Below are 21,464 nucleotides of genomic sequence, written 5' to 3'. Positions count from 1 at the left end.
TATGCAAATCTTAATCACTGCCAAAAACATCGCTCTAACCGATGCCATCAGAACTTATGCAGAAAAGAAAGTTGGCAGGCTCGAAAAGTACTTCGACAGCATCACGGAAGCTACCGTTGTTCTTGAGGTACAGAAAAACCTTCACATCGTTGAGGTCCTCATAGCCGCCAAAGGCGTGTTTATGAAAGGTCTTGAGAAGTCGGAAGACCTTTATGCGTCCATCGACCTTGCAACTGACAAGATCGAAAAACAGCTTGTAAAGTATAAGGAAAAACTGAAAACCAAAAAACTTCAGGACAAAGAGTTCGAAGCTCCCCTGAAGCTGAACGTTTTCGACTCCGCAAGCCTTGAGAGCATTGATGAGGACAACAAACTCATCATTTCAAAAGAAATTCCCGTTAAACCCATGGACGTTGAAGAAGCGGCCATGCAGATGGAGCTTCTGAACAAGGCTTTCTTTGTGTTCCGTAATGCCGAAGACGGTCAGATATCCGTTGTTTATCAGCGTGACGACGGCAACATCGGACTCATTGAGGCATAACGCAAAAAATGGAACTGACGCAACTTGTCAGCGAAAAGTTCATCATATCAGAACTTAGGGGCGAAACGAAAGAGGATGTCCTTAAGGAGATGATGAATCTGCTGGCGCAGAAAGGAATAGATGCCGAAGCTTCCCTCTCCGCAATAATGGAGAGGGAGGCCCTCGGCAGCACAGGTGTGGGCGAGCAGGTGGCCATTCCCCATGCCAAGGTATCAGACATCGAAGATGTGGCCGTTGCTGTGGCTGTGAAAAGGGAAGGGATAGAATTTTCAGCGGCTGACGGAATCCCCGTCAAGCTGCTTTTCATGCTTGTCTCGCCCGACAAACAGATGAACAGACACCTTAAAACACTGGCACGCATAAGCAAGCTGGTGAAGCTTACTGACTTTAAAGAGCGGATTCTGGCCGAAAGCCTGTCCGCATCGGATATCTATGCTATACTTCAGCAGGAGGAGTCACGGCTGGAATGAAAAGCGTACCCGTTGCCGAGCTTCTGTCCGATGATGCCGAACATCTCGGACTGAAACTCATATACGGCAAAAAAATTATTGATGATAAACACATTACGCATTTTCGCATCCAGAAGCCGGGGCTTGCCCTTGCGGGATACTGCGACCACATCCATAGCGGCCGCGTACAGATTCTTGGAAATACTGAGGTGTCCTACCTCTGGACTCTGGCTCCCGACCAGAGAAAGCAGGCAATGGCAGGGGTCTGTCAGAAGGGTGTCTGCTGTTTCATCGTAACAAAAGACCTGCATCTCCCTCAGGAAGTCATCGACACGGTCAAGGTCTTTTCAATTCCCCTTTTCAAAACCGACAGGGTCAGCTCCGAGACGATAATAGACCTCTCGGTATATCTTGAGGACAGGCTTGCTCCCGACACTGTTTGCCACGGTGTTTTTCTTGACGTTTTCGGCATAGGAACCCTTATCACAGGCCGAAGCGGAATAGGTAAGAGCGAATGTGCAGTTGAGCTTATCAAAAGGGGACACAGACTGGTTGCGGATGATGCGGTGCGTTTCAAGCGCATTCAGGATTATCTGGAAGGCTCCAGCTCCGACATTCTACGCTATCACATGGAGGTCAGAGGCCTCGGGATAATCAACATAAAAGACATGTTCGGCGTTGCGGCCATCAGGCTCCGCAAAAAGCTGGAACTTGTGATAGAGTTTACCGACTGGAACCCGGACATCTCCTATGACAGGCTTGGTCTGGACAACGTTTATCAGGAGATATTGAGGCATAGGATTCCCAAAATTGTTCTTCCCATCAGCGCAGGAAGAAACATGGCCGTTATTGTTGAAATAGCCGCCAGAAACCACCTGCTGAAAATAATGGGATACGACTCCGCAAAACAGTTTGCTGAGAAACTTACCAGTGCCATAAGCGACGGAGGTATCCACAACCCTATGGCGGATGAGATTGATAAGCGCATGGGAAGATGGGGGGTGGAGTAATGGAAGGTGATAAGTCACTTGTGGTGCTGACAGGTCTTTCCGGCGGAGGAAAGTCCGTTGCGGCCGCAACTCTGGAGGATCTCGGTTTTTATACCATAGACAACCTGCCGCTCAGGCTTCTGGACAAGTTTGTTGAGCTTATGCTGATGTATGAAAATGAGCTGAATAAAGTTGCCCTTGTTATCGACAGCAGAAGCAAGGACATTGCGGCGGCCGTTGAGAAGATAAAGATACTTCAGGAGAAGTATGCCGCAAAGGTTGTTTATCTTCATGCCGCAGACGATGTTCTAATAAGACGGTTCAAAGAGACGAGAAGGAAGCACCCTATGGGTGACAATCTGACGGACGCAATACATTCCGAAAGGGAAAAACTGTGTCCCATCAGAGACTACGCAGACCTTGTAATAGATACTTCAACGCTGAACGTCCACGAGCTTAAACGCCGTGTTGAGGACTTTTTCTCTGTTGAGATGCAGTCCGGACTGATAATCACCGTTCAGTCGTTCGGGTTCAAATATGGTCTGCCGCAGGATTCCGACCTCGTATTTGACGTTCGCTTCCTTAAGAATCCGTATTTTGTAGATGAGCTGAGAGAGAAAACAGGTCTTGAGCAGGCTGTGAGCGATTATGTTTTCAGCGACCACGCCACAAAGCAGTTTCTGTTCAAGCTGAAGGGGCTTCTGGGATTTCTTATCCCCCATTACATACGGGAGGGGAAGAAGTTTCTCACTGTTTCCATAGGCTGCACAGGGGGCAGGCACAGGTCTGTCGCCATTTCGGAATTTATTGCCAAATACCTTGAAAATAAAGCTAAGATCAAGGTAAATATCAGACATAGGGATGTAAACAGGTGATCATATGATCGGAATAATCTTGGTTACACACGGACTCTTTTGTGAAGAACTGGTGAAAACAGCGGAAATGATCGTCGGCAAGCAGGAATGCATCGAGACGATATCCATGCTGGACGGTTCCTCACTTGCAGGCATTGCGGACGATATCGAAAAGGCTATAGAAAAGTATGAATCCAGCGGAGCCATAGTGTTCACCGATATGTTCGGCGGAAGCCCTTCAAACATATCAATGGCATATCTGGGCGACAAAAATGTCGAGGTGGTCTCGGGAGTTAATCTGCCCATGCTTATCAAGGCGTTTTCCGCCAGAAAAGAGCATAAATCACTCACGGCTATCTGTGAGGATTGCGCAGAATCAGGAAAGAACAGCATTATAGTTGCCGGACAGCTTCTGAAAGGAAAGTCATGAAAAAGATCATCTTTCGGGTTGACGACAGACTTATTCACGGACAGGTCATTGAGGGCTGGATAAAGCATTTCAAGATAAATCACGTTATCCTCGTCAATGACAAAGTGTCCCGAAATCCTTTGCAGAAAATGATATATTCCAGCACCCTTCCGCCCGGCACGGAGATATCCATAATGTCGCTCGCCGAATTTCTGAATTCCTTTAAATCCGAACGTTATAAGAAAGATTATGTGCTTGTTCTGCTTGAGAGTGTGGACGACCTTTACACCATCCGCTCTCTCATAAGCGACGAGACATATGTGAATATAGGCTGCGTGGCCTGCCGTGAGCACAAGATCGAAGTTTCGAACACTGTGTTCCTGAACCCTGACGAGATTAGGAAAATATGCGAAATACGGCAGGACTACGAAGTGTTTATCCATAAGGTTTCATGGGAGCCCAGCGTTGAGATAAAGAATTTTAACGATGTGCTGGAGGGCAATCTGTGAACGTAGCTCTGGCTGTACTCTATTCGGGACTGATATCCGTGGACAGGTTTGCGGCATTCAATATGATGCTGTCCAGACCCCTTGTGGTCTCCCTTGTTCTGGGTCTTCTGTTCGGAAACAGCCTTGAGTGTTTCTTTGTGGGGATAATTTTTGAGGCAATCGGACTTGTGGACGTTCCTTTCGGCACAAGGGTTCCGAAAGAGGACAGCTTCGGCGCATTCGCAGGCTGTTCGCTGCTCTATTTTCTGCCCCATACCCACGAGCCTAACTACGTTCTGCTGTTCCTGCTGATTCTTCTGATGATGTATCCGGTGACCCTGTCTCTGCATATTACCAGAGCGGTCAATAAAAAGCTGTATCTCAGACAGCAGAGGAGCGGGCGGATATATCCGCTGAGGCTTCTGGTTACAGGCTTCTGCTTTTCCTATGCCAGAGGGGTTGTGTTTTATACCCTCGGCACTTTCATAATATTCCATGTATATTCCTTTCTCCACGGAAACAGGAATACCGATATCAATTTTTATCTGTTCTCGCTGATGGCTTTTGCTTTTCTTTCAGGTTATGTTCTGCGTTTTCTTTCAGCAAAAACCTATCTTAAATATGCAGCCTTCATGCTGGGGCTTCTCATCGGCTGGGTGATATTATGAGAAGCATAATAATAGGTTTTCTGAGTTTTTTTTATCAGGCCAACCTTAACCATGAAAATATGCAGGGAACGGGTTTTGCATATCTTATCCGCCGTGCGGCGAGGCTTAAAGGCATCGAGCTTGAAGTTAAAAAGGTTAACGAACAGACTTCGTATTTCCATACCCACCCTTATCTGGTGAATTTTATCGTGGGTATGTGGGTACGGGAGTTTGAACAGAACGGCGAAGAGGATTTTCATAAAAAAATATATTCTTCGGCCTTCGGTGCTCTCGGTGACAGCTTTTTCTGGCATTCCCTCCGCCCTCTTTGTTTCGCAACGGCGGCCATAGCAGGGCTTTTTGACCCGTTCGCAGGGATTTTGACGTATCTTCTGCTTTACAACATATTCCATCTCTCCTTCCGCTTTGCCGGATTCAACATCGGCTATAAGCTGGGCAGGGATGTGATCATGTTTTTCAACAGGATTCGCTTCAACAACTGGTCGACATATTTCGATATAGCGTCTTCGCTGATCTTCGGAATACTGCTTTCATACATGGCAAAGACCTGCGCAGACTTTAACTCGGTTCTGCTGGGAACGCTCACAGTGTATGTAATGCTGGGAATGGCATTGGCCAAAAAGCTGGATATTGTTCTGGGACTTACAATCATAATTATAACAACAGGCTTATTTCTTTTTATGACAGGAGTTTAGGGTGAGTATCAAGAAAGAACTTGAAATCGTGAACGAACTTGGCATGCATGCCAGGGCAGCAGGGGCATTCGTTAAGACTGCGGAGAAGTTCTCCAGCGAAGTTAAGGTTGCCAGAGACGGAATGGAAGTGAACGGAAAGAGCATTATGGGTTTGATGATGCTTGCGGCGTTCAAAGGCTCAGTTATTACGGTAAGCTGCGCGGGAGCTGACGAAGACGCCGCATTCTGCGCACTTGAGGAGCTTATCTGCAATAAGTTCGGAGAGGGCCGTTGAAAATATTAAAGGGTATCGCTTCCAGTGACGGCATCTCTTATGGTATATGCTATATTGTTGACAGAACTAAGGTTCCTGTCAAAAAATATAGTATTGCCCCGGAAGAGGCGCAGTATGAAACGGCACGCCTGAAATCCGCGGTAAAAAAGACCGCATGGTTCATTGAACAGTCGAAGAACATCAGCAAAGATTCCCTGTCCGAAGAGAACACCTTCATATTTGACATCTACCTTATGCTTCTGAAAGACACCATGCTTACGGGTGAGGCCGAAAGGCTGATAACCGATAAGCTGATAAATGCGGAATACGCTCTGGATACCGCCTGTGCGGGTCTGGTGGAGCGTTTCTCCATGTCTGAGAACGAGTATCTGCGGGAGCGCAAGACAGACGTTATCAATGTTGTTCAGAAAATTCTCCGCTTCATGGCGGGCGGCGGACCCGATTCTATTCTTAAAGTTGAGGATGCGGAGATAATCATAGCCCACGATTTAAGCCCTGCCGACACCTCCCACATGAAAAAGAACAATATCAAAGGCTTTGCCACCGATCTGGGAAGCAAAACCTCCCACACGTCCATTCTTGCCCGCTCACTGGGCATTCCCGCCGTTGTGGGACTTGCGGATATAGCAAAGGTCGCCCAGACGGGTGATTTCATCATAATCGACGGTTTTGAAGGGCTGGTGGTCATCAATCCGGATGACGAAACCCTCGAATCATATAAGCTGAAAGGAAACAGATACTCGGACTACGTCTGCGAGCTGGCTCTGATGCAGGGTGAGCCGTCGGTGACCAAAGACGGCGTTAATATCATGCTTTTCAGTAACATAGAGACCAACGACGAGTTCGGTAAGGTCAACGAATATAAGTCTGACGGTGTCGGGCTTTACAGAACGGAATATATCTACATGGAGCATGGGGACGTTGACGAGGACACCCAGTTCAACATTCTGAAAGAGGCGGCAGAGCTTAACTACGGCCGTCCGCTGACCATACGCACCTTCGACCTCGGCTCCGACAAGCTCTCGAAATACATGCCCCATCCGAAAGAGCAGAATCCAGCAATGGGACTGCGGGCCATCCGCTATTCCCTGAAATACAGCCATTTTTTCATGAAACAGCTTAGGGCAGTACTCAGGGTTTCAGCCTTCGGCAACGTTAAGCTCATGTTCCCAATGATATCCGGTCTGGAGGAACTGAGAGACTGCAAAAATGCCCTGAATGAAGCGAAAAGACAGCTTCGGGATGAGGGCGTTGTTTTTAATGAGAACATCAGGGTAGGCGTTATGATGGAGCTTCCTTCACTTGCTGTCATAAGCGAAATGGCGGCTCTTGAGGTGGATTTCTTCAGCGTAGGCACAAACGATCTCATTCAATATGCTCTGGGGATTGACCGCAACAACGAATACGTTGCCTACCTGTACGAGCCTTGCCATCCTGCCGTGCGGTCGCTTCTTAAAAAAATAGTATCCAGTGCCAACACGGCGAAGATAGAGTGCACCGTCTGCGGCGAAATGGCCGGAGAACCGAAATATATCCCTCTGCTGATAGGCATGGGGTACAGACAGCTCAGCATGAGCCCTTCGTCGATCCTTCGGGCGAGGATGATAATCCGCTCGCTGAATGTCTCGGACTGCGAGGAACTTGTGCGTGATCTCACCTCGTGCCCCTATGCGAAGGATGCTGAGGACAGACTGATGGAGTTTATCCGCAACAAATCCACGGATGTATATTTCCATTAAAAAGAATTTACTGGATAAATACTTGCGTTATCTGTATAATCACACCCGAAAAAGGGAGAGTATATGTCTTTATCCGCCCAAATGAACATTGCAAACTGGCTGACAATATTCAGAATCGCCATGGTTCCGGTTTTTATCTGGCTTATGTATGTCGGTGGATTCTGGATAGACGTGCTGGCTACAGTGCTCTACACAATTGCGGCCTCAACAGACTATGTTGATGGCTACATTGCCAGAAAATACAATCTTATTACTGATTTAGGTAAAATACTTGATCCGATAGCTGATAAAGTTCTTGTAACTGCAACACTGGTAGTGTTTGTTGATCTTCAGAGGCTCGAAGCGGCGGTGGTTATTGTACTCATCACCCGTGACCTTGCCATAAACGCTCTGCGCAGCTTTGCTGCCAGCAAAGGACAGGTCATAGCCGCCGGAATGGGCGGAAAGATAAAGACCGCATTCCAGATGGTTGGCGTCGGCTGTATAATCTTCTACAACCCGCTGTTCGGAATCGATATCCTCATGATAGGAAAAATACTTGTTTACCTGTCGGTGATACTCTCACTTCACTCCGCATGGGTATATTACAGAAACTTCATAAAGTCAGAAAATGCCTGAATTGTTTGCCGCAAGGTGCGAAAACTACCATGACGGTAGTCTGAAAGAGCTGATAGACAACTACTTTTGTTCCGAAAAGGACAGGCTTGCATCTGCGTCAAAAATCCTCCTTAAACCCAATCTGCTCTCCGCAACGCCCCCTGAGCGGGCTGTGACAACGCATCCGGACTTTGTTCGTGCGGTCATTTCGTCAATTCGGGAATTTACATCCGCTGAGATACTTCTGGGCGACAGCCCCGGAGCCAACTTCGGCAAGTATGAAAAAGTGCTTGAGGTCACAGGTGTCGGCAGAGCGGCGGAGGAGAACGGGGTAAAGATTGTCCGTGTGGAGGCTTTTGAGCCTGTTCAGAAGGACGGTTTCCTCTATTCCTCACTGGCGGACGAGGTTGACCTGATAATCAATCTTCCCAAAATAAAGACCCACTCGCTGACAGGGCTTACTCTGGCGGTGAAAAACATGTTCGGGCTTGTTCCGGGCAACACAAAGGTCGGCTTCCACAGATCCTATCCTTCGGATAAAGTGCTGGGAGCAAAGATCTTTCAGTACTTTACAATACTGGGGCACAAAACCATGAACATAATGGACGGAATCCTCGCCCATGAGGGGGACGGTCCATCCAGAGGAACACCCGTTGAGCTTGGCATAGCCGCCGCATGTTCCGATGCTGTGGGGCTTGATATCGCCGTCACACGCATGCTTGGCTTCAGAGACGGTTTCTGTCTGACCAGCCTTGAGGCACTGAATCAGGGCTACGACCCTTCATGGCTCGATGTTCCGAAGGCAAACGTGCCTGTTCTGAAAGTTCCTATGTCAAAAAGACTTTTCGTTCCCGATTTTCTTAAGAAATTCGTTGCGGAGCAGGTCTATGTAAAGCCTGTTATCCTGAACGAACCATGCATAAAATGCATGCTCTGTAAAAAGAGCTGTCCTGTGGACGCAATCACGATTGTGGATTCTTATCCTTTCATAAATAAAAACAAATGTATCGAATGCTACTGCTGTCATGAGGTTTGCGAGTCCGATGCCGTCGGACTGAACAGGTCATGGCTGCATAAGCGCATGGTGAAATCATGAGTTTTGTTTCGGTTCTTATCTATTTTTTAGTAATCGCTTTATGCTACCTTATCGGCTCGATACCGACAGCATATCTTGTGGTCAAAAGGATTAAAGGTATCGACATCAGAACAGTGGGGAGCGGAAACGTTGGCGCAAGCAACGCTGCAAGGGTGCTTGGCAAATGGGGATTCATCGGCGTTCTGTTCGCCGATGCCATGAAAGGTTTTTTGCCTGTGATGCTTCTCAAAGCTCTTTACGGTGAGGATACTCTGGTGCTTGCCGGAGCGGTTGCCCTTGTTGTGGGGCACAGTTTCACATGTTTTCTTAAATTCAAAGGCGGAAAAGGGGTTGCCACAGGGCTTGGTATCTTCCTTGCGCTGGCTCCCTTTCAGCTTCTCATAGCCGCTGTGATATTCGGCGTTATGCTGGCTGTTTTCCGCATGATATCCCTCGGCTCCATAACCGCCGCCGCCTTCCTTGCGGCCATGGTGTGGTTTGGCACCGAGTGGCACTATCTCAGATATATGACTCTTATCATTGCCGTTCTTGTTATCTGGCTGCACAGAGGCAACATAGCCAGAATAGTGAGAGGCGAGGAGAGAAAGGTTGGAGAAAGGACTTCTTAATCCCCTTGAAGTGATGCAGGAGTGTGTCCAGCTTGCTCTCATGGGCAAGGGATATACAAGGACAAATCCCTGTGTGGGTGCGGTTGTGGCGAAGGAGAACAGGATAATCTCCCGTGGATGGCACGAGAGATACGGCGAGGCGCACGCAGAGGTGAACTCAATTGACAACAGCCCCGAAAGCGTTGTCGGTGCAGACCTTTATGTCACCCTTGAGCCTTGCTCCCACTACGGGAAAACGCCCCCCTGTGCCGAAAAGATTGTTGCGTCAGGCATCAAAAGGGTTTTCATAGGCGTTGTGGATCCTAATCCGGTGAACGCCGGAAAGGGAATTGAAATATTGAAAAAGAACGGTGTCGAGGTATTCATCGGCTATATGGAGGAGCTTTGCGCCTCCATAATCGAGGATTTCTCGAAATATATTTATACCGGACTGCCTTACTATACCCTGAAAGCGGCTCAGTCGCTGGACGGGAAGATAGCGGCTCATAACGGTGATTCGAAGTGGATAACGTCTAAATCATCAAGGGCATATGCACACTATCTCCGTGCGGTTTCCGATGCGGTTCTGGTTGGCGTGGGCACTGTTGAGGCGGATGATCCGGAGCTTACTGTCCGGCTTATAAAGTCCGACCGTGACCCTTACAAGATCGTTATTGACCCCAAAGGCCGCATGAGCCTTGACCGCAAACTGGTGAAGAACTCTGCGGACAAACTGATATATGTTACGTCCGGCCTTAATAAAAATATTGATAAATATGAAAAATGTGGCATAGATGTAATACAGGCTCCGTTAAACGGAGATTCGCTCGACCTGCACTGGCTTTCCAAGAGACTGATAGAAAGACAGATCCTCAATGTTCTCATTGAGGGCGGCGGCAGGACATCGGGTGCATTTTTCGATGCTGGACTGATTGATAAGGCGGATATTTTCATTGCGCCCATCATAGTCGGCGGAGACAGAACCTCCGTTGGCGGAAAGGGTGTTGAATCTATCGCCGATGCGCATAAATTAACAGAAGTACAGACCAGAATGTTCGAGAGCGATCTGCTTTACAGCGGAAAGGTTTCCGACTACGCGAAACCTGTGCTTGAGCTTACTGAAAAAATGAGAGGCTGCGGCTCGTGCGGCTGCGGCAGAGGCTAAATGTTTACAGGGATAATTGAGGAGACCGGAAAGATTGTTTCAGTTGAGCGCAGAGGGGACTTTGCGGTCATAACTGTCGGCTGTAAAAAAGTGCTGGAAGGAACCGTTATCGGTGACTCCATCGCAGTGAACGGCACCTGTCTCACCGTAACATCCCTCACAGGCGATACCTTCAGGGCGGATATCTCCTATGAAACCCTGAAAAAAAGCTCTTTCGCATCAGCCTCCGGCGGCTCAAAGGTGAATCTGGAAAGGGCTTTGACCCTGACAACCCGTCTGGGCGGCCATATAGTCAGCGGCCATGTTGACGCCGTCGGCACAATAGAAAAACTGGAAAAAAAGAGCAGCGCATATATCCTTACTGTGCGCTATCCTCAGGATATAGACAGATACATAGCCGAAAAAGGCTCAATCTGCGTTGACGGCATAAGCCTCACCACAGCACGGGTGGGCGGTTTGACTTTTGATGTGGCGGTTATCCCCCATACCTACGAAAACACCTCGCTTGCAGACAAAAGGCAGGGTTCGCAGGTGAACCTTGAGGTGGACGCTATCGCAAGGTATCTGGAAAAACTGCTGAAAAAGGAAAAGGATGCCGCAAATTTTTTAAACGATCTCAATGACCTTATGGGTTAAGGAGTTTTTATGAGCGAATTCAGAAATGCCCTCTGCACTGTTGAAGAGGCGCTTGAGGACATAAGAAACGGAAAGATGGTCATTCTGGTGGACGATGAGGACAGGGAGAATGAGGGCGACCTTGTTTTTGCCGCTGATTTTGTCACTCCGGAGAAGATAAACTTTATGGCGAAATACGGCAGAGGACTCATCTGCCTTGCCATGCCTTCAAAGAGATGCGACGAACTGGGGCTGGATCTTATGGTGCGTGAGGAGAGAAACTCAGCCCGTTTCGGCACAGCTTTCACAGTGTCCATAGAGGCGAAAGAGGGTGTTACCACCGGAATATCGGCTCACGACAGGGCGCAGACAATCCGTGTTGCCAACGACCCCAAAAAGGGTGCGGCAGACCTTGCACGCCCCGGTCATATATTCCCCCTGCGTGCCAGAGAGGGCGGAGTGCTTGTCCGTGCCGGACAGACCGAAGGCTCCGTTGACCTTGCCAGAATGGCGGGACTTGCCAACCACGGCGCAGTTATCTGCGAAATAATGAACGACGACGGCTCAATGGCCAGAATGCCCCAGCTGACAGAGTTTGCGAAAGAACACGATCTTAAAGTGCTCACCATCGCAGATATGATAAAATACAGAATGGATCACGAACAGCTCATCGAGGAGACGGAGGCCGCTCAGCTGCCCACCAGCTTCGGCGACTTCAACATAACAGGCTTTAAAAGCCTTGTTGACGGACAGGAAGCTGTCGTTATCTGGAAAGGTGACATTAAAGCGTCTGACCCCGTTCTGCTCCGTGTGCACTCACAGTGCCTCACAGGGGACGTTTTCGGTTCGCAGAGATGCGACTGTCAGGCTCAGCTGCACGAGGCCATGAAAATGGTGGATGCAGAGGGCAGAGGTGTGATACTCTACCTTTTTCAGGAGGGCAGAGGAATCGGCATCCTGAACAAGATAAAGGCGTATCACCTTCAGGATGAAGGTATGGACACCATTCAGGCCAATATTCAGCTCGGCTTTGAAGAGGATATGCGTGACTACGGGTTCGGCGCACAGATAATAAGACATATGGGCATCAGGGATCTTAGACTTATCACCAACAACCCCAAGAAGATGCGCTGTCTTTCGGGCTACGGACTTGAGGTTGTGGAGCGTGTGGGCATGACATGCGGAGTGAACGCTCACAACGAATATTACATGAAGACCAAAAAAGAAAAGATGGGACACCATCTGGACGTATAGGAGATAAAGATGGAAACTAAGACCGTTCAGGGTATATACAGCGGTAAAGGGTTTAAATTTGCCATCGTTGCAGGCAGATTCAACGATTTCATATCAAAAAGCCTAATAGGCGGAGCAGTTGATGCTCTTGTCCGCCACGAAGCGGCCGAAAGCGACGTTGTGGTATACAAAGTGCCCGGCGCATTCGAAATTCCGCTTATGGCGAAAAAACTGGCCGACACAGGCAAATATGATGCGGTAATAACTCTCGGCGCAGTCATCAGAGGTTCAACTCCCCACTTTGACTACGTTTCCTCCGAAGTGGCAAAGGGCGTTGCGAAAGTGTCTCTGGACACAGGCATCCCCGTTATTTTCGGCGTTCTGACCACAGACACAATCGAGCAGGCTGTGGAGAGAGCCGGAACAAAACATGGCAATAAGGGCGCAGAGGCTGCAATGTCCGCCCTTGAAATGGTTAATGTGCTGAAGCTGGTATAATGAAGAAACTCTATAAAGACCGTACAACCGGAAGAAGATACGCATTTGAAATGATGTACAGGTTCTCTGTGAACAACGACGAGAACCCTAAAGACATCTCCGATTCCTACTGGAAATCCACCGAAGAAGAGAGCGAAGATATCAGAGAATTCGCATGCACTCTTTTTCTCGGCGCAGCAGCCGGGGTTGATTCCAACGATGAGATAATAAAAACTTTCATAAGAGAGGACTGGAACTACGACCGTATGGGCGAAGTGGACAGGAGCATCCTGAGGGTTGCCGTTCACGAGCTTTTCGGCGGAAAGGCTCCTTTCTATGCTGTAGTGAACGATTTTGTGACCCTTGCCAGAAAATATTCGGATGAAAAATCCGCCTCTCTGGTCAACGGAATCCTTGAGAACATCAGAAAGAAATACAATCTCTCGGAGGACAGGGTTGAGTCCTGAATTCCGTGTGACCAGGATAACATATAAAGAGCTGGACATCTTCCCCGTGCTCGTGGACTACGACATGGAGAACAAAAAATGCAGGGGCATGAGCGCCCGCATCGACCTGTTCAGCTATGGCGCCCTCAGTGCCGAGATTGAAAAATTCCATGGCGACAGGCTGGATTTTGCAATCGAAGAGGGCATGATGATACGCAAAAAAGGACTTATTTTCTCAAACGGATTCTTCCTGTTTGACTTTAGCTATTTCATGGATAATCCTGATAAATTTGCAGAAAAAATAAATAGTCTTAATATGCCTACAGTGTATATTGAAAACTCTGACAGGTTCGACCTCGCTCCGCTCTTAAAGTCCGGCATAAACTGCCATATCGAGCTTCTGGAGTTCTGATGCCGCACACTGTCAGGGTAAAATTCAACATAAGAAAGCAGGACGTTCTGCTGGTCAACAGCATCATAGATTCCCACGAGGGTATCGGGCTGGTGCGCACTGTGGATGCGAAGCAGGGCGCAATGGTGGTCTATTCCACCGACGACCAGTATGAAGTTGTTTTAAAAGTTCTCGAAGACCTGAAGAAGAACGGAATGGTCATTGAGAACATCCATACGGAAGTGAGCGAAAATATAGATGAATGGTAAGTTTTCAGAAGGGCTTATCCGAAGTATTCTGAAAAAGCTTGCGGCGCACGGACAGTATGCCGAGGCTTTTGCGGAGGAGACGGAACGCCTCATCGCCGTTTATGAGAACGGCAAACCGGACAGACTGGAAAACGTTCTGGAATCAGGTATCTCTTTCAGGCTGATAGAAGGCGGAAAAACCTTTTTCGGATACACCACCGACCTTGATGAGAAGACCATTACGGATACCGCCGATGCGCTTATCTACTCCGTTAAAAACGGCGAAAGGGATATAGCTTTCGGAAAGAACATCAATGTCAGAAACTATATAACACAGAGCAGGCTCTCCGCCGCAGATAAGATTGAGATCGTGTCTGCAATGGACAGGGCGGCCTCAGTTGACGAAAAGATAATTCAGAAGACCAGCATGTATTCGGAGGTTCTCAGAAACACCCGGATAATAAACAGTCTGGGCGATGATATAAGCCAGAGTCTGAACTACATTACGGCGTATACGGTGGCCACCGCTTCCGACGGAAAGACCATGCAGACGGCATATATTCCCGTGGGCGGCGCATTCGGTGCGGAAGAGGCCAGGGAGCTTGACTTCTGCGGTATAGCCGAAGAGGCGGGGAATCTGGCGATGCAGAATCTGGCGGCGAGGAACGCTCCGGCAGGCATGATGCCCGTTGTGCTGGGTTCAAAGGCAGGCGGCACTATGGTTCACGAGGCTGTGGGGCATGGTCTGGAGGCCGATCTGGCATGCAACGGAATGAGCGTTTATGCGGGCAGACTGGTCGAGAAGGTTGCTTCGGAGCTTATCTCGGTTGTGGACAACGGAACCCTTGAGGGTAAGCGGGGTAGCTATGCCTACGACGACGAGGGGCTGGCATCCGCAGAGAACGTGCTCATAGAGAACGGCGTACTGAAAAGCTATATGTACGACAGGCTTTATGCAATGAAAGAGGGCAAGGCTCCCACAGGCAACGGCCGCAGGGAGAGCTTCCGCTACAGACCCCTTGTGCGTATGACCAACACATACATAAAACCGGGTTCATCAAAACCCGAAGATATAATATCCTCCGTACAGAAAGGGCTTTATGTGGCCTCTATGGGCGGCGGACAGGTGAACACGGTCACAGGTGATTTTGTTTTCGAGGTCACCGAAGGATATCTGATAGAAAACGGACAGGTGGGCGAGCCTGTGCGAAACGCCACTCTGACGGGCAACGGCCCAGAGGTTATGGCTATGATAGATATGGTCGGATCTGATCTGGGATTCGGCATGGGAACCTGCGGCAAAGACGGACAGGGAGTGCCTGTCACCGATGCCCAGCCGACCCTGCGGATACCCGAAATTACAGTCGGAGGTCGTTAAGTGGAATTACCCGGAAGATACATGCTTACAGACATCATAAAAAGCAAGACCAAGGACGGCAAGCCCTATCTCAGAGCTATAATGTGCGACGGCGAAGGGAACAGGCGCAACGGCATAATGTTCGAGAGCAATAAGCTGGATTTTGATCCCCAGAACGGTGATATTGTCGATGCCATCGGCATGATCCAGCAGTTCGGCGGACAGGATCAGCTGAAAATATCCTCCATGACGGTGGTTAAGGATGCCGACCCTTCGGACTTCCTGCCGAAAAAAGGTATAGATTGTGATGAACTTTTGCAGGAGCTTGAGCTTCTGTTATTAGAGAAGATAACGGATCCTCATCTTGCGGCACTGGTGGACAGGTTCTTTAAAGACACAGAAACCATTGAAAGCTTTAAAAAAATGCCTGCCGCAAAATCTGTGCACCATGCATACGTAGGCGGCCTTATAGAGCATACTCTGAGCATAGTCAGGCTCTCTGTGCTGGTGGGCGACTATTACAAAAATATGGTCAACACCGAACATCTCATAATGGGTGCCCTTTTCCACGATCTGGGTAAGGTTAAAGAGATGCAGGCCGGAACCGGACTTGAATATACCGACAGCGGAAAACTTCTGGGGCATCTGCTTCTGGGAGTTGAGATGCTCAACAGATACATCTCTGATATCGAAGGATTTCCGGAAGACCTTAAATATCTGATATCGCACCTTATTGTGAGCCATCACGGCTTGCTGGAGTACGGTTCTCCCAAAAAACCGAAAACACCCGAGGCGTTCATCCTGCACCATCTCGACGACATGGATGCGAAACTGAACACCTTCTTCTCAATCTTCGATAAAGAGGGAGTGGAACAGGGCTGGAGCGGATACGACAGGCTGCTCGAAAGACAGCTCTTTAAGCATAGTTGATTTATTTGGAGGCTTTTGATGATTAGCAGGTTCAGGGTGTTTGTTCAGCGTTCGCTGATCACGGGGATTCTTGCGACTTTGCCCCTTGTTATCACCTTCTGGGTGATAAAGTTTCTTTTCGATAAATTTTCCAGCTTTTTCCTGCCCTATCTGGCTATGATAACCAGACACATGGAAATTGAGCTTCATATCTATGTTCAGAAGATAATCTCTTTTACTATCATACTTATATTCCTTATCCTGATTGGTGTGGCCGCAAAACACTATTTAGGCAGGGCAGTGCTTAAGTTCGTTGAGAATATGGCGGGAAAGATCCCTGTTGTCAGAAGCATCTATTCTTCTATCCAGCAGGTCGTTCATGCTGTTCAGACAGCGGGCGGAGGCAGTTTTCAGAAGGTTGTTCTGGTTGAATACCCCAGAAAAGGCATATACAGCATGGGTTTTGTTGCCCGTGAGTCTTCGGAGTTCCTGAACAAGGCCACCGGAGAGATCTGCATAAACGTTTTCATACCTACAACACCAAACCCGACATCCGGCTTTGTTCTGGTCATTCCGAAAAGCGAAATACTTGATGCTGAGATCACCGTTGACGACGGTATCAAATTCATAATCTCGGCAGGTCTTGTGGAACCTGAATATAAGGCTGTTGAGAGCAAAGATGTTTCTTAATCTAGCTCTAATCGGAAACCCTTTAAGTCACAGCTTTTCACCGTTCATACAGACCCGTTTTCTCAAAAATACCGGACTGAACGGCGGTTTCTGCTGTTTTGAGACAGAGGGCGGAGATGCTCTTTCCAAAACCATTGAAACTCTTAAACACTATTCATTCAGAGGCTTCAACGTCACAGTACCCCATAAGGAGGAGATACGTCAGTATCTGTGCTCCGAGGATGAAATAGCTTCCGGTGTGGGTGCAGTTAATGTTGTGCTCATCGACAACGGCCTGAAAGGGTTCAACACCGACGTGTGCGGTTTCGAAGGCATGCTGAAGGACGGCGGCTGCGACATGCAGGGTGCGAACGTGCTCCTTCTCGGCTGCGGCGGTGCATCCAAGGCTGTTCTGTATTCCCTGAAAAAATCCAACGTCAGGCTCACTGTCGTGAACCGTGACACAGTGAAGGCCGAGCGGGTTCTCAGCGCAATGAATTTTGACAGCGCATCAATTCAGGATTATAATTTCATTAAGAGTAACATAAATTTTGACTATGTCATAAACGGCACCAGCATGGGACTTAAAGACGGCGTTTTTGCCGATATGTCGAAAGTTGAGTGTGCAAAGGCCGCACTGGATCTGCAATATAAGAAAGGGCTTACCCCTTTTCTCAGCAATATGCGCCATTGCGGGTGCGCTCTTCTGGATGGTTTCCCGATGCTGGTTTATCAGGCTGCCAGAGCTTTTGAGATTTGGACTGGGGTGCGTCCCCCGTTCACAGTTGCAGAGATTGCAGGAGAACTGGGGCTTAACAACTAAGGAGCAGGCATATGAGCTACAGTTTACAGGAACTTCTCGCAAAAATGGTTGAGATGGATGCCAGCGACCTCCACATCACAGCGGGTTCACCTCCTGCTTTCAGAGTAAACGGCGACCTTGTTAAAATAGAGGGTGAGCCGCTCTCTCCGGCAGACACAAAGGCCATGTGCTACAGCATCATAAATGAATCCCAGAAAAAACGCTTCGAGGAGGAGTGGGAGCTTGACCTCTCTTTCGGAGTGAAAAACATGAGCCGGTTCCGGGCCAACTTCTTTATGCAGAGGGGCGCAGTTGCCGCTGCTTTCCGTGTTATTCCTTATAAAATAAGAACTTTTGACCAACTGAACCTGCCGCCTGTGGTTGCTTCGCTCTGCGAGAGGCCAAGAGGCCTTGTTCTGGTGACAGGCCCCACAGGAAGCGGTAAATCCAGCACCCTTGCGGCCATGATAGACAAGATAAACAGCGAACAGCCTGCACACATAGTCACCATTGAAGACCCCATAGAGTTCGTTCACCCACACAAAATGGCCACCGTTAACCAGAGAGAGCTGAACTCCGACACGAAATCATTTAAAACAGCTCTTAAATATCTGCTCAGACAGGATCCGGACGTCTGCCTCATAGGCGAGATGAGAGACCTTGACACCATTGAGGCGGCGCTTACAATAGCAGAAACAGGCCACCTTGCCATGGGCACACTCCACACCAACAGCGCAGTCCAGACCATAAACAGGATAATAGACGTGTTCCCGTCACACGCCCAGTCGCAGGTGCGTGCGCAGCTTTCGTTCGTTCTGGAGGGCATAGTTTCCCAGCAGCTTGTTCAGAGAGCTGACGGAAAGGGAAGGGTGATGGTTTGCGAGGTACTTATCCCTACGTCGGCCATCAGAAACCTGATCCGTGAGGACAAACTGCATCAGGTATATTCATCCATGCAGGCAGGACAGGGTGAACACGGAATGCAGACCATGAGCCAGTCGCTTATGGAAAACTTCCGCAAAGGACTGATAACAAAAGAAGAGGCTATAAACAGAGCTATCTATCCCGAAGAGGTCAGGCAGCTGATGAAACGGGAAGGACTGTATTAATCGCCTTTTTCGGCTATACGTTCGATCTCTGCAACAGCCTTGTAGATATTATATTTTGCAGTGTTCCTGTTACTCTCGGCACGGGTCAGCATGACACGGGCGTCGAGAACCTCGGTGTTCGTGGCAACTTTCTGAAGGAACCTGTTCTGGGTTATGCGATAGTTCTCTGCGGCTGAGGCGACCTCTTTTTCAGCCGTCTCAAGGCTTGATTTGGCCAGCGCAAGGTTTTCTAGTGCGGTTTTCAACTGCAGATCCATTTTGGACTTCATGTCTGTGAGCTGCCAGCCTATGGCAGTCTTTTCCGCCTGCTTTGCAGAGAGTGTTCTGTTCTTATAAAATCCGTCAAACAGATTAATCCCAACCGAGGCCGAAACCACAGTTTCATTGTCGTAGGTGTAGTCCCTGCCTTCCGGCGATAGATTCTGACCGTAGGAATAGAAGCCTGCACCTACGTTGACCTTGGGCAGATATCCCGCTCTGACAGCTTTCCGGGAATAGTCTGCGGCCTCAACAAGGCTCTGCATATATTTTATTTCACTGCGGTTATTGAACATTTCATCTTTCAGTGCGGAATAATCTCCGGCGTTCTTATTCAGGTTTGTTGTTTCGAAGGGTTCGTTAACAGGAATATTGATTCCCGTTATCTGTTCCAGACTGAATATTGCTGTTTTATAGCCGCTGTTTGCCGTCAGAAGCCCCTGACGTGCGGATGCCAGCTCAGATTCGACTTTGAGCACCTCGTTTCGTGCCACAAAACCGACGCTGAATGACAGGTTTATGTCTTTAAGCTGATTTTCAAGCAGTGCCACAGCTCTTTCGGCCACAGCTATGTTCTCTTTCGCTTTCAGTATCTCAATGTATGCTTTTTTAACGGACAGGATTGTGTCATTTTTCAATGCTGATTCGGCATACTGTTCGGCTTCATACTTTTTTGATGCTGACAGATAGCTGTATTTGTCGGCACCGCCGTTGAAAAGGTTATACGTCAGCTCAAGACCGATCTGTGAGAACTGCTCCTCAACATTTCCGAAGGCCTTTTCTGAGCTGTTTTTATACGCATATCCTGCATCGGCTCTGGGATAGTAGCCGCTTTTCTGTGCATCTGCGGAATGTTTGGCTGAAACGGAGGTGAACTGCGTGGCTCTCAGTTCTGCGTTGTTCTGAACGGCGGCCTCTATGGCGGCATCCAGAGTCAGTGCATTTGCAGAAAAAGAGCAGAGAAGGAGTGCAAAACAGAATGATTTTTTCATATAACCTCCGCCGGATATGGAATTATATCAGATTCCGCATAGGGGCGCAGTTATATTATCAGAGATTAAACAGGTGTTCAATACATTTGAAGGATGGATATCCGTCCTTAAATGTTATCTACTGCTTTGATATTTCTGATGAGTGTTTTCAGCACGTTCTTGGCGGAATCATATTCTTCTTTGGAGATGTCTTTCAGAAAGTTCTCCGAATAGAAGTTAATGATAGGCTCAACCGGAATGAGTGCTTCCTTGCCCGCATCTGTGATGAAAACATGTGTGACCCTGCGGTCTTTACGGTTTTTAACCTTTTTCACATATTTTTTCTTAACGAGGCGGTTGACAACGCCGGTTGTTGTGGGCTTGTCAAAATAAAGAAGGTGACCCAGTTCGGTCATGTTAAGCCCGTCCTGCTCGGAAAGGCGGATGAGCACTGCCCACTGTGCCGGAGTCAGGTCGAACTTGCGAAGTCTGCCTTCAAACTCCTGTCTGGCAAGAGTGGATGCGCGGTTAATCAGAAATGTGAGTGTGTCGTCTAGTCCTAACATGCGGATACATTAGTGATGTTTCGTGCTCTTGTCAATATAATAGTTCAGCCGATAAAATAAAATTTGAATAATAAAAATACTATTTTCATAACAAACGAATAGAACATTCGGCAAGATTTAATTGAAAAATCATCGGCGATTGTGTATCTTTATGGTTTCCAGTAAGTGGCGGTGATTATGAAAGATTGTAACGGAAACGAAGGAATGCAGTATCTGATTGATGATATGAAGGTGGGGGACACCTGGCGGATATTTAAAATTCTCGCCGAGTTTGTCGAGGGGTTTGAAAAACTTGCAGGAATAGACCCTGCGGTGACGGTTTTCGGTTCCGCCCGGGTAAAAGAGGGCGACCCTAAATATGAACTTTCCAGAGAGATAGGCCGAAGACTTGCGGCCGAAGGCATAACTGTCGTAACGGGCGGCGGCCCAGGAATTATGGAAGCGGCCAACAGAGGCGCTTTCGAAGCGGGCGGACAGTCGGTGGGGCTTAATATTGAGCTTCCGTTCGAACAGAAAATAAATCCCTATGTAAGAAAATCAGTGACTTTCGAGTATTTTTTTGTCAGAAAGGTAATGCTGGTTAAATATGCCAACGCATTCATCATTCTTCCCGGCGGATTCGGGACAATGGATGAACTTTTCGAGGCTCTCACCCTCATTCAGACAGGAAAGATAATGCCTTTCCCCATGATTCTGGTTGACAGGGAATACTGGAGCGGAATGCTCGACTGGATAAAAAAATCCATGGTAGACAACGGGTTCATATCCAAACAGGATCTGAACTACATTCAGTCGGTGGATACGGCTGAAGAGGTCATCACCATTGTAAGACAGTTTCTGGATACAAACAGGACGGTGTGAT

General features: G+C 48.3%; 28 protein-coding genes. 26 read left to right on the top strand and 2 right to left on the bottom strand.

Going from position 1 to position 21,464, the window contains the following annotated elements:
• Position 1 precedes the first annotated feature (1 nt).
• The 25 genes from hpf to C8D98_RS08420 all read left to right on the top strand — a co-directional run bounded on the left by hpf (position 2) and on the right by C8D98_RS08420 (position 18,807).
• Positions 2-541 carry a ribosome hibernation-promoting factor, HPF/YfiA family gene (gene hpf, locus C8D98_RS08540; RefSeq protein ID WP_132873715.1) on the top strand — a complete coding sequence of 180 codons (540 nt, stop codon included), beginning with the start codon at positions 2-4 and terminating at the stop codon, positions 539-541.
• A gap of 8 nt (positions 542-549) precedes the next feature.
• Positions 550-1,011 (top strand): PTS sugar transporter subunit IIA, encoded by a 462-nt coding sequence (locus tag C8D98_RS08535; protein WP_132873714.1) that lies wholly within the window; start codon positions 550-552, stop codon positions 1,009-1,011.
• The gene (gene hprK / locus C8D98_RS08530) at positions 1,008-2,000 is read left to right on the top strand and encodes an HPr(Ser) kinase/phosphatase (RefSeq protein ID WP_132873713.1); all 993 of its coding nucleotides are present in this window, start codon (positions 1,008-1,010) and stop codon (positions 1,998-2,000) included. The genes C8D98_RS08535 and hprK overlap by 4 nt, the downstream gene beginning before the upstream one ends.
• Entirely contained in the window at positions 2,000-2,854 is an 855-nt protein-coding gene (gene rapZ / locus C8D98_RS08525; protein ID WP_132873712.1) for an RNase adapter RapZ, read from the top strand. Before hprK ends, rapZ begins: the two co-directional genes overlap by 1 nt.
• A gap of 4 nt (positions 2,855-2,858) precedes the next feature.
• Positions 2,859-3,263 carry a PTS sugar transporter subunit IIA gene (locus C8D98_RS08520; protein WP_132873711.1) on the top strand — a complete coding sequence of 135 codons (405 nt, stop codon included), beginning with the start codon at positions 2,859-2,861 and terminating at the stop codon, positions 3,261-3,263.
• Positions 3,260-3,751 (top strand): PTS sugar transporter subunit IIB, encoded by a 492-nt coding sequence (locus C8D98_RS08515; RefSeq protein WP_132873710.1) that lies wholly within the window; start codon positions 3,260-3,262, stop codon positions 3,749-3,751. The genes C8D98_RS08520 and C8D98_RS08515 overlap by 4 nt, the downstream gene beginning before the upstream one ends.
• On the top strand, positions 3,748-4,398 hold the full coding sequence (locus tag C8D98_RS08510) for a PTS sugar transporter subunit IIC (RefSeq protein WP_132873709.1): 651 nt from the start codon (positions 3,748-3,750) through the stop codon (positions 4,396-4,398). Before C8D98_RS08515 ends, C8D98_RS08510 begins: the two co-directional genes overlap by 4 nt.
• Positions 4,395-5,093 (top strand): PTS system mannose/fructose/sorbose family transporter subunit IID, encoded by a 699-nt coding sequence (locus C8D98_RS08505; RefSeq protein WP_132873708.1) that lies wholly within the window; start codon positions 4,395-4,397, stop codon positions 5,091-5,093. The genes C8D98_RS08510 and C8D98_RS08505 overlap by 4 nt, the downstream gene beginning before the upstream one ends.
• A gap of 7 nt (positions 5,094-5,100) precedes the next feature.
• Positions 5,101-5,367 carry an HPr family phosphocarrier protein gene (locus tag C8D98_RS08500; protein WP_415238146.1) on the top strand — a complete coding sequence of 89 codons (267 nt, stop codon included), beginning with the start codon at positions 5,101-5,103 and terminating at the stop codon, positions 5,365-5,367.
• Positions 5,364-7,106 (top strand): phosphoenolpyruvate--protein phosphotransferase, encoded by a 1,743-nt coding sequence (gene ptsP / locus C8D98_RS08495; RefSeq protein ID WP_132873706.1) that lies wholly within the window; start codon positions 5,364-5,366, stop codon positions 7,104-7,106. The genes C8D98_RS08500 and ptsP overlap by 4 nt, the downstream gene beginning before the upstream one ends.
• Before the next feature lie 63 nt (positions 7,107-7,169).
• Positions 7,170-7,724, top strand: a complete 555-nt coding sequence (pgsA, locus tag C8D98_RS08490; RefSeq protein WP_132873705.1) for a CDP-diacylglycerol--glycerol-3-phosphate 3-phosphatidyltransferase — start codon at positions 7,170-7,172, stop codon at positions 7,722-7,724.
• Positions 7,717-8,799 (top strand): DUF362 domain-containing protein, encoded by a 1,083-nt coding sequence (locus C8D98_RS08485; RefSeq protein ID WP_132873704.1) that lies wholly within the window; start codon positions 7,717-7,719, stop codon positions 8,797-8,799. Before pgsA ends, C8D98_RS08485 begins: the two co-directional genes overlap by 8 nt.
• Positions 8,796-9,407 (top strand): glycerol-3-phosphate 1-O-acyltransferase PlsY, encoded by a 612-nt coding sequence (gene plsY / locus C8D98_RS08480; protein WP_132873703.1) that lies wholly within the window; start codon positions 8,796-8,798, stop codon positions 9,405-9,407. Before C8D98_RS08485 ends, plsY begins: the two co-directional genes overlap by 4 nt.
• Positions 9,388-10,551 (top strand): bifunctional diaminohydroxyphosphoribosylaminopyrimidine deaminase/5-amino-6-(5-phosphoribosylamino)uracil reductase RibD, encoded by a 1,164-nt coding sequence (ribD, locus tag C8D98_RS08475; protein WP_132873702.1) that lies wholly within the window; start codon positions 9,388-9,390, stop codon positions 10,549-10,551. The genes plsY and ribD overlap by 20 nt, the downstream gene beginning before the upstream one ends.
• The gene (locus C8D98_RS08470; protein WP_132873701.1) at positions 10,552-11,187 is read left to right on the top strand and encodes a riboflavin synthase; all 636 of its coding nucleotides are present in this window, start codon (positions 10,552-10,554) and stop codon (positions 11,185-11,187) included.
• Between the two features lie 9 nt (positions 11,188-11,196).
• Entirely contained in the window at positions 11,197-12,420 is a 1,224-nt protein-coding gene (locus tag C8D98_RS08465) for a bifunctional 3,4-dihydroxy-2-butanone-4-phosphate synthase/GTP cyclohydrolase II (RefSeq protein ID WP_132873700.1), read from the top strand.
• A gap of 9 nt (positions 12,421-12,429) precedes the next feature.
• Positions 12,430-12,897 (top strand): 6,7-dimethyl-8-ribityllumazine synthase, encoded by a 468-nt coding sequence (gene ribH, locus C8D98_RS08460; protein WP_132873699.1) that lies wholly within the window; start codon positions 12,430-12,432, stop codon positions 12,895-12,897.
• The gene (gene nusB / locus C8D98_RS08455; protein WP_132873698.1) at positions 12,897-13,343 is read left to right on the top strand and encodes a transcription antitermination factor NusB; all 447 of its coding nucleotides are present in this window, start codon (positions 12,897-12,899) and stop codon (positions 13,341-13,343) included. Before ribH ends, nusB begins: the two co-directional genes overlap by 1 nt.
• The gene (locus C8D98_RS08450) at positions 13,333-13,734 is read left to right on the top strand and encodes a hypothetical protein (protein ID WP_132873697.1); all 402 of its coding nucleotides are present in this window, start codon (positions 13,333-13,335) and stop codon (positions 13,732-13,734) included. Before nusB ends, C8D98_RS08450 begins: the two co-directional genes overlap by 11 nt.
• Positions 13,734-13,982 carry a DUF4911 domain-containing protein gene (locus C8D98_RS08445; RefSeq protein ID WP_132873696.1) on the top strand — a complete coding sequence of 83 codons (249 nt, stop codon included), beginning with the start codon at positions 13,734-13,736 and terminating at the stop codon, positions 13,980-13,982. The genes C8D98_RS08450 and C8D98_RS08445 overlap by 1 nt, the downstream gene beginning before the upstream one ends.
• A complete protein-coding gene (locus tag C8D98_RS08440) occupies positions 13,972-15,339 on the top strand; it encodes a TldD/PmbA family protein (RefSeq protein WP_132873695.1) in 1,368 nt (455 codons plus the stop codon). Before C8D98_RS08445 ends, C8D98_RS08440 begins: the two co-directional genes overlap by 11 nt.
• Positions 15,340-16,248: a 3'-5' exoribonuclease YhaM family protein gene (locus C8D98_RS08435; protein ID WP_132873694.1), complete on the top strand. Its 909-nt coding sequence runs from the start codon at positions 15,340-15,342 to the stop codon at positions 16,246-16,248.
• 18 nt (positions 16,249-16,266) lie between these two features.
• Positions 16,267-16,917 (top strand): DUF502 domain-containing protein, encoded by a 651-nt coding sequence (locus C8D98_RS08430; protein WP_132873693.1) that lies wholly within the window; start codon positions 16,267-16,269, stop codon positions 16,915-16,917.
• Positions 16,907-17,719 carry a shikimate dehydrogenase gene (gene aroE / locus C8D98_RS08425; protein ID WP_132873692.1) on the top strand — a complete coding sequence of 271 codons (813 nt, stop codon included), beginning with the start codon at positions 16,907-16,909 and terminating at the stop codon, positions 17,717-17,719. The genes C8D98_RS08430 and aroE overlap by 11 nt, the downstream gene beginning before the upstream one ends.
• A gap of 11 nt (positions 17,720-17,730) precedes the next feature.
• Positions 17,731-18,807: a type IV pilus twitching motility protein PilT gene (locus C8D98_RS08420; RefSeq protein ID WP_132873691.1), complete on the top strand. Its 1,077-nt coding sequence runs from the start codon at positions 17,731-17,733 to the stop codon at positions 18,805-18,807.
• On the opposite strand, the gene C8D98_RS08415 is transcribed toward C8D98_RS08420, so the two are convergent.
• Positions 18,804-20,057 (bottom strand): TolC family protein, encoded by a 1,254-nt coding sequence (locus tag C8D98_RS08415; RefSeq protein ID WP_132873690.1) that lies wholly within the window; start codon positions 20,055-20,057, stop codon positions 18,804-18,806. The two genes, C8D98_RS08420 and C8D98_RS08415, sit on opposite strands and share 4 nt — an antisense overlap.
• Before the next feature lie 107 nt (positions 20,058-20,164).
• Positions 20,165-20,602 carry a MarR family winged helix-turn-helix transcriptional regulator gene (locus C8D98_RS08410; RefSeq protein WP_132873689.1) on the bottom strand — a complete coding sequence of 146 codons (438 nt, stop codon included), beginning with the start codon at positions 20,600-20,602 and terminating at the stop codon, positions 20,165-20,167.
• A 177-nt stretch (positions 20,603-20,779) separates the two neighbouring features.
• Between C8D98_RS08410 and C8D98_RS08405 the strand changes: the two genes are divergently transcribed.
• Positions 20,780-21,463 carry an LOG family protein gene (locus C8D98_RS08405; RefSeq protein WP_132873688.1) on the top strand — a complete coding sequence of 228 codons (684 nt, stop codon included), beginning with the start codon at positions 20,780-20,782 and terminating at the stop codon, positions 21,461-21,463.
• Position 21,464: the final 1 nt, after the last annotated feature.

Source organism: Seleniivibrio woodruffii, from assembly GCF_004339245.1.
Taxonomy (GTDB): domain Bacteria; phylum Chrysiogenota; class Deferribacteres; order Deferribacterales; family Geovibrionaceae; genus Seleniivibrio; species Seleniivibrio woodruffii.
The sequence above is the reverse complement of the archived record's forward strand: the minus strand, read 5'-3'. Positions and strand labels throughout refer to the sequence as shown.

Excerpts from the sequence above, each read along its gene's own strand:
- nusB (WP_132873698.1), top strand. The coding sequence starts at position 12,897 with ATGAAGAAACTCTATAAAGACCGTACAACCGGAAGAAGATACGCATTT.
- C8D98_RS08485 (WP_132873704.1), top strand. The coding sequence starts at position 7,717 with ATGCCTGAATTGTTTGCCGCAAGGTGCGAAAACTACCATGACGGTAGT.
- C8D98_RS08430 (WP_132873693.1), top strand. The coding sequence starts at position 16,267 with ATGATTAGCAGGTTCAGGGTGTTTGTTCAGCGTTCGCTGATCACGGGG.
- rapZ (WP_132873712.1), top strand. The coding sequence starts at position 2,000 with ATGGAAGGTGATAAGTCACTTGTGGTGCTGACAGGTCTTTCCGGCGGA.
- C8D98_RS08405 (WP_132873688.1), top strand. The coding sequence starts at position 20,780 with ATGAAAGATTGTAACGGAAACGAAGGAATGCAGTATCTGATTGATGAT.
- ribH (WP_132873699.1), top strand. The coding sequence starts at position 12,430 with ATGGAAACTAAGACCGTTCAGGGTATATACAGCGGTAAAGGGTTTAAA.
- C8D98_RS08420 (WP_132873691.1), top strand. The coding sequence starts at position 17,731 with ATGAGCTACAGTTTACAGGAACTTCTCGCAAAAATGGTTGAGATGGAT.
- C8D98_RS08505 (WP_132873708.1), top strand. The coding sequence starts at position 4,395 with ATGAGAAGCATAATAATAGGTTTTCTGAGTTTTTTTTATCAGGCCAAC.
- C8D98_RS08465 (WP_132873700.1), top strand. The coding sequence starts at position 11,197 with ATGAGCGAATTCAGAAATGCCCTCTGCACTGTTGAAGAGGCGCTTGAG.
- C8D98_RS08520 (WP_132873711.1), top strand. The coding sequence starts at position 2,859 with ATGATCGGAATAATCTTGGTTACACACGGACTCTTTTGTGAAGAACTG.
- C8D98_RS08415 (WP_132873690.1), bottom strand. The coding sequence starts at position 20,057 with ATGAAAAAATCATTCTGTTTTGCACTCCTTCTCTGCTCTTTTTCTGCA.
- C8D98_RS08535 (WP_132873714.1), top strand. The coding sequence starts at position 550 with ATGGAACTGACGCAACTTGTCAGCGAAAAGTTCATCATATCAGAACTT.
- aroE (WP_132873692.1), top strand. The coding sequence starts at position 16,907 with ATGTTTCTTAATCTAGCTCTAATCGGAAACCCTTTAAGTCACAGCTTT.
- C8D98_RS08440 (WP_132873695.1), top strand. The coding sequence starts at position 13,972 with ATGAATGGTAAGTTTTCAGAAGGGCTTATCCGAAGTATTCTGAAAAAG.
- C8D98_RS08470 (WP_132873701.1), top strand. The coding sequence starts at position 10,552 with ATGTTTACAGGGATAATTGAGGAGACCGGAAAGATTGTTTCAGTTGAG.
- hpf (WP_132873715.1), top strand. The coding sequence starts at position 2 with ATGCAAATCTTAATCACTGCCAAAAACATCGCTCTAACCGATGCCATC.
- hprK (WP_132873713.1), top strand. The coding sequence starts at position 1,008 with ATGAAAAGCGTACCCGTTGCCGAGCTTCTGTCCGATGATGCCGAACAT.
- C8D98_RS08410 (WP_132873689.1), bottom strand. The coding sequence starts at position 20,602 with ATGTTAGGACTAGACGACACACTCACATTTCTGATTAACCGCGCATCC.
- plsY (WP_132873703.1), top strand. The coding sequence starts at position 8,796 with ATGAGTTTTGTTTCGGTTCTTATCTATTTTTTAGTAATCGCTTTATGC.
- pgsA (WP_132873705.1), top strand. The coding sequence starts at position 7,170 with ATGTCTTTATCCGCCCAAATGAACATTGCAAACTGGCTGACAATATTC.
- C8D98_RS08445 (WP_132873696.1), top strand. The coding sequence starts at position 13,734 with ATGCCGCACACTGTCAGGGTAAAATTCAACATAAGAAAGCAGGACGTT.
- C8D98_RS08515 (WP_132873710.1), top strand. The coding sequence starts at position 3,260 with ATGAAAAAGATCATCTTTCGGGTTGACGACAGACTTATTCACGGACAG.